At 35.9% G+C, this 6,384-nt stretch carries 7 protein-coding genes; 6 read left to right on the forward strand and 1 reads right to left on the reverse strand.

What is annotated here, in order from left to right:
• From J3U42_RS10455 to J3U42_RS10465, 3 genes are all read left to right on the forward strand, one after another.
• A complete protein-coding gene (locus J3U42_RS10455) occupies positions 1–459 on the forward strand; it encodes a hypothetical protein (RefSeq protein ID WP_267336415.1) in 459 nt (152 codons plus the stop codon).
• 65 nt (positions 460–524) lie between these two features.
• A complete protein-coding gene (locus J3U42_RS10460; protein ID WP_220219482.1) occupies positions 525–1,463 on the forward strand; it encodes a phosphatidate cytidylyltransferase in 939 nt (312 codons plus the stop codon).
• Positions 1,464–1,609: 146 nt separating this feature from the next.
• Positions 1,610–1,873, forward strand: a complete 264-nt coding sequence (locus tag J3U42_RS10465) for an HPr family phosphocarrier protein (protein WP_220219483.1) — start codon at positions 1,610–1,612, stop codon at positions 1,871–1,873.
• Positions 1,874–1,981: 108 nt separating this feature from the next.
• On the opposite strand, the gene J3U42_RS10470 is transcribed toward J3U42_RS10465, so the two are convergent.
• On the reverse strand, positions 1,982–3,343 hold the full coding sequence (locus J3U42_RS10470; protein WP_267336416.1) for an APC family permease: 1,362 nt from the start codon (positions 3,341–3,343) through the stop codon (positions 1,982–1,984).
• Positions 3,344–3,890: 547 nt separating this feature from the next.
• Here J3U42_RS10470 and J3U42_RS10475 point away from each other — a divergent pair.
• The 3 genes from J3U42_RS10475 (at position 3,891) to J3U42_RS10485 (ending at position 6,264) form a co-directional block, all read left to right on the forward strand.
• Positions 3,891–4,493, forward strand: a complete 603-nt coding sequence (locus J3U42_RS10475) for a tetratricopeptide repeat protein (protein ID WP_267336417.1) — start codon at positions 3,891–3,893, stop codon at positions 4,491–4,493.
• A 26-nt stretch (positions 4,494–4,519) separates the two neighbouring features.
• Positions 4,520–5,083, forward strand: a complete 564-nt coding sequence (locus J3U42_RS10480; RefSeq protein ID WP_267336418.1) for a tetratricopeptide repeat protein — start codon at positions 4,520–4,522, stop codon at positions 5,081–5,083.
• A gap of 332 nt (positions 5,084–5,415) precedes the next feature.
• Positions 5,416–6,264, forward strand: coding sequence for a tetratricopeptide repeat protein (locus J3U42_RS10485; RefSeq protein WP_267336419.1), 849 nt, complete (start codon positions 5,416–5,418; stop codon positions 6,262–6,264).
• Positions 6,265–6,384: the final 120 nt, after the last annotated feature.

A 6,384-nucleotide genomic window follows, 5' to 3' on the forward strand; every position in this document is an offset into this window, starting at 1 on the left:
ATGACTCAAACCGATAATATAACGAAAACGAGGTTAGTGACATTCAGTAGCTTTTTACTTATCAGCCAGCGATTAGATATTTTGTCGTTATCATTGAGCTTAATGGCACTGTTTTTCTGGCTACTGGCAAGTTGGTCAATCGGCAATCTATATGTAATCATATTGTGTTTGATCACTTTTTTTATCGGATTAATCAGTAAATATTATGCGCTACGTATCGCCTTTGATAGAAAGTTATTTGAATATCTTGCCAGCCAAAGCGACCGTCTGCCCGAAGCAATCACGGAATTAGACGATGCTTTAGGGCAATTAAATCTGATTAAAGCGAATCAACAAAACGTGCGATCAATCCATGAACGTGAAAACGGCACAATGAAGTTATTCAAAAAACAGATCGCTTGTATTATTTTACAACTTGGATTACTAATAGCTCTGGCGTTAGGTGTGTTATTTTTTTAATTAAGCACACCCTGCATTAATGCTTAATGCTACATTGAGCAATAACAGACAATCAGGAGAAAGACATGACAGATTACCAACGTGATACACTGCTTTTATTTTTAGGTATCGGTCTGTTTTTAGTCATCGCATCGACTATTGGTCTGTTATTAAAACGACGAGTGCAAAGTCCTAATCCGGTGATTGATAATTTAAACACCCGCATTAATGCTTGGTGGATTATGGTGCTAATTATAGGTTTGGCATTTTTCATCGGAAAACTGGCGGTCATTTTTCTATTTTTTGTTATATCCGGCTTAGCATTGCGTGAATTTTTGGTCTTAACCCCCGTTAACCGCTATGACTTTTATGCGCTAATTTTTGCCTTTGGCGTTGCCTTACCACTGCAATATATTTTCGTTGCCATTTCGTGGTATGGAATGTTCAGTATCTTTATACCGATTTATGGTTTTTTATTGTTAGCTATTTTGTCGTCAATTACCGGTTCAAGCCAAAATTTTCTTGAACGCACTGCCGAAGTACAATGGGGGCTGACAATCACCGTTTACAGCATCTCTTGTGTGCCGGCATTATTAGCGTTACAAATCGATAATTATCAAGGCCGAAACTTACTGCTTATTGCTTTTTTAGTCTTGGTTGTGCAGTTATCCGATGTTTTACAATATGTGTTTGGAAAATTATGGGGCAAGCATAAAATCAGTCCAAATTTATCCCCGTCAAAAACCATTGAAGGTTTTGTCGGTGGGGTATTATCGGCAAGCTTTATTGGTGCTTGCCTGTTTTGGATAACGCCATTTAGCTTTGTGCAAGCCGGGCTGATTTCGTTAATGATCACCTTGCTTGGTTTTTTTGGTGGATTGGTTATGTCTGCCATTAAGCGAGATCGGGGCGTAAAAGATTGGGGGCGACTAATCGGGGGGCATGGCGGTGTGCTTGATCGGTTTGATTCAATCTGTTTTGCTGCGCCGGTTTTTTTCCATGTTGTACGATATTTCTGGGGATAAAAGTAAACTGAGATTGAAAAATCCTTCAAATCATTGATGCGTATTATTTTGCAAAAATTTGCATGCAAAAAAAGAGCAATATTATTCAATTTATGATATAAATACTGCCATTGTATTAACGTTAAGATATAAATAAGGACTGTAATATGTTAAAAGAGCAAATGGTAGTAAAAAATTCAACTGGTTTACATGCACGCCCTGTAACGACACTGGTAAAATTAGCGGGTCGTTATAAATCATCTATTGAGCTTGTTTATAATGATAAAACGATCAAATTAAAAAGTATGATGGGTTTGCTTGGTGCTGGTATTAAAGGTGGTTCAACTGTCGAAATTATTTGTGACGGTGAAGACGAGCAAGCAGCGATGGATGAAATCCGTGAATTATTTGCTACTGGTTTTGGTGAGTAATTAACGATACTTATTCATTACCAAAAAATTTCATTATTCCGTCGACATCATGTCGACGGAATTGTTTTAAAAGGACAGTAACTAAAACTTGTAAGTAGACCAGATAATTTAATCTTTAATAATCGAACTTAATTCTTTATGATCGATCGAAGGTAATGCAGATCTAAAGCCTTTGGTTAAATAGACCAAATATAAAAAGCCAATTGCTAACCAGACCAATCCAACAACCATCGCTGTTTCATCCAAACTTGTCCACAACCACAAAGAAAGTAGCACGCCAATCGCCGGCAATAATCCATATTTAAACAGGATTGCTAACGTTTTAGTGTTTTTACCGCTAAGATAACTTTTGATAACACATAAGTTAACAAAAGTAAAAGCAACTAAGGCGCCAAAGCTTATCATCGAAACGACCAGACTAAGATCTAATACTAATGATAGCAATGAAAAACAAGCTACAAAGATAATCGATAAATAAGGCGTTCTAAAGCGTGGATGAATTTTATAGAAGATCTGCTTCGGTAACACACCTTCACGCCCCATAGCATAAAAAATGCGTGAAACACTGGTTTGTGCAGTCATTGCAGAGGCAAACACACCGGTTAAATATGCAGCTTGGAAAAAGTTATGCATAAAATCACCACCTAAATGGCTAATATCACCTACACGGCGCACAACTTCTAAACTTGCAGTATCTTTGTTATTAGCAAAATCGATCCAGTTAGGATAAGCTAAATGGGCACAATAAGAGACCACCAAAAAGATACAACCGGCAATAAGCACTGTACATATAATCGCTCTAGGTAACGATTTTTGCGCATCATTTGACTCTTCAGCTAACGTTGCAATAGCATCAAACCCTAAAAATGCTAAGCATAATATTGCTGCCCCGGAAAGTAGCCCGCTAAAATCGCCCGCATTCACTAACAACGGTTTCATCATTGCTTCAGGCGTTAAATTAACATTGGTCAGTGTTAAAAAGATAAATAACCCGATAAAAATCATTTGAACAATAATCAAAGTAAAATTAACCGAATTAATTAACTTAATACCTAAGTAATTTAAAAAGCTTACGCTAATTAAAGAACCTAACACAAAAACCCATGCCGGAATATCAGGAAATGCTTCATTAAGATAGATACCCAAAACCAAATAATTTAATATCGGTAAAAACAGGTAATCAAGGATTTGCGCCCAACCAACCAAAAATCCAATTTTGCCTCCAAAGGTATGTTGTACATAAGAGTAGGCAGATCCAGCAATCGGTAGCTTATTTGCCATACGGCAATAGCTCAGTGCTGTAAAAAAGATCATGGCTAAGGTGATAATGTAAGCTACAGGTAAGTGCCCATTACTGGCAACGGTAACTTCCCCATAAGTGGTAAAGATCCCTAAAGGAACCATATAAGCTAAACCAAATGCAATCAATGCAGGTGTGGTTAAAACTCGTTTCATTTTTATTGCGGACATGACTAACTTTGCTCCTCTGTCCCAAAAAACAATAAAAAACTACTAAGTATAGTTTTGCCTTTTTACCCGCTAAAAGCGGCAGGGAATTCTCCCACATTATTATAATTATGCAAGCTAATTTTTATTATATTGACATTAAATTATGCAAACGGCGAATTTGACCATTTAGGATGAATTATTTCTAAACAAATCTTAATCAAAATAGATGGTTTAAATGCATTGAAAGTGACTGATATTTAGGTAAGCGTTCAGTGATGAATAAGTATAAAAGGATGAAAATAGAATATGCTAAGGTTATTTACTCATAAAATAAATTCCTTTTTTAATTGCTGAAGGAAAGGGAATAGTGTGGTTAAATACTTTTCTAATAACAGAGACATTTTTATGTGACCCAATAAGTGGTGTGTTAACATTTTTTTCAACTCTATATATCCATAAACCTTTAAAAGTACATTGTTAACGAGTAAAAGAAAGCAAGCCTATTTTGTTCTTTTATTATTAGTAGGCAAAGTAAAAAATACTATATTTTAGGAATCTAAGGAAAACCATGAAAAAAACACTATTTGTTGTATTAGCAGCATTATTATCGACGACGGCTTACGCTAATAATTGCGCGACCTATTATGAACATAACGATTTTCGTCAAGCTTTTACTGCTTGTAAAACTGAGGCTAAGCATGGAGATAGGGAAGCTCAGTTTAATTTAGCACATATATATTACCAACGTATAGGTGTCGGCAATAAAGAAAAAGCGATATATTGGTACACAAAAGCAGCGGAACAAGGGCTTGTTGAGGCGCAATATTATTTAGCACTGATGTATAACATGGGGTACGTTGTCAACAGTCATCTTGTCGGCATTGATAACGATAAAGCACTCTATTGGTTCACAAAAGCAGCGGAACAAGGATTTCTTGAGGCGCAATATAAGTTAGCACTTATGTATGTTGACGATACCGGTTTTGAAGTCAATAAAGAAAAATCGCTATATTGGCTCACTCAAGCAGCAGAACAAGGGTTTGATAAGGCGGAAAATGATTTAGGACTTGTTTATTACAGAGGTGACGGTGTCGAAAAAAATACAGAAAAGCGCTATATTGGTTTACTAAAGCAATGGAACAGGGGTCTAGTGAGGCGCGATATAATTTAGCAGTTATGTATCAAGTAGGAGAGGGTGTGGAAGTGGATAAAGAAAAAGCCCTCTATTTGTACACTCAAGCAGCGCAAGAAGGGAATATTTATGCGCAATTAGAGTTAGCATATAGGTATGACCAAGGTGAGGGTGTCGAAGTCAATAAAGAAAAAGCACGACATTGGTACTCTATAGCTCAAGAACCATATGGGTGTATTGATGAGCTATTAGAGTTAGCATATAGGTATGATCAAGGTGAGGATGTCGAAGTCAATAAAGAAAAAGCAGCATATTGGTACGCTCTAGCTCGAGAAGAAAGGGTAAAAGATAGGGGAGGAGAAAGGGGGTTTGCTTTGGAGCAATATGATTTGGCAAGAAAGTATGCCGGAGGTTATAGGGGGCTCAAAGTTGATAAAAGGAAAGCATTATATTGGTACACAAAAGCAGCAGATTATGGTGACACTCAAGCAATGCATGATTTAGGCATTATGTATTATAAAGGTGATGGTATTGAAAAAAATAGCGAGTTAGCTAAAAAGTATTTTGAACAAGCTTGTGAGCAAAAACTTAAAGAAAGTTGCGATATTCTTCATAAAGGAATCAAATAAACATTATTCATAAGCCACGCAAATTGAAAATCTGTTCAAAGAACTGTCTTACATATTAAGGCAGTTCTTTTTTTATATAGCCACAAAATGTCATTTATTCTATTAACACAATCACTTTTTTGATATAAATTAGCTTAACAGTGACATTTTAATACGGCTCAATATATTTGGTTAGCGTGTTAGTCATTTTATCAACTCTATAACCCGATACCGATAAGCGATTTAAAAGTGCATTGTCAAGAAGTAATAGATAGTAAGCCCATTTTTGATCTTTTCTTGCCAGCAGGCAAAATAAAAAAAATTATTATATTTAAGGAATTTAAGGAAAACTAATGAAAAAAGTACTATTTGTTGTATTAACAGCATTATTATCGACGACGGCTTACGCTAATAATTGCGCGACCTATTTCGAACAAAAAGCTTTTGATCAAGCTTTTATTGCTTGTAACACTGAGGCAGAGCAGGGAGATAAAAATGCTCAGTTTAATTTAGCATTTATGTATTACAACGGCGACGGTGTCGAAGAAAATACTGAAAAAGCGCTATATTGGCTTACTCAGGCAGCGGAACAAGGGGTTTCTGTTGCGCAATATGGTTTATCACGCATGTATGAAGAAGGTGAGGGAGTCGAAGTCGATAAAGAGAAAGCACTATATTGGAACTCCCGAGCTCAAGCTAAAAGAGAAAGACAAGAATTAGGGGTTGTTGAATTACAATCTGATTTGGCACGTATGTATGCCCAAGGTAATAGGGTCAAAGTTGATATCGGGAAAGCATTATATTGGTATACAAAAGCAGCAGAAGAAGGAGATATTTTTTCGGAATTAGAGTTAGCATATATGTATGACCAAGGAGATGGTGTCGAAGCCAATCAGGAAAAAGCGTTATATTGGTTTTCTCAAGCTCAAGAAGTGGAAGAAAGGTTTGTTGGAGCGCAATATTATTTGGCAAAGAGGTATGCTGAAGGTGATGGCGTCAAAGTTGATAAAAGAAAAGCATTATATTGGTTCACAAAAGCAGCAGATAATGGTGACACTCAAGCAATGCATAATTTAGGTGTTATGTATTATAAAGGTGATGGAATTGAAAAAAATAGTGATTTAGCTAAAAAGTATTTTGAACAAGCTTGTGAGCTAAAATTTAAAGAAAGTTGCGATATCCTTCATAAAGGAATCAAATAAACATTATTCATAAGTCAGGCAAATTTGGAATCTGTGACCCTATAAATAAATTTGTGTATTTGCCTATTTTTGAACTACTCTAACGAGTAAAAAATGGGTAGATATAAATGGACGAAAAAA

The organism is Gilliamella sp. B2923 (genome assembly GCF_026536565.1).
Taxonomy (GTDB): Bacteria; Pseudomonadota; Gammaproteobacteria; order Enterobacterales; family Orbaceae; genus Gilliamella.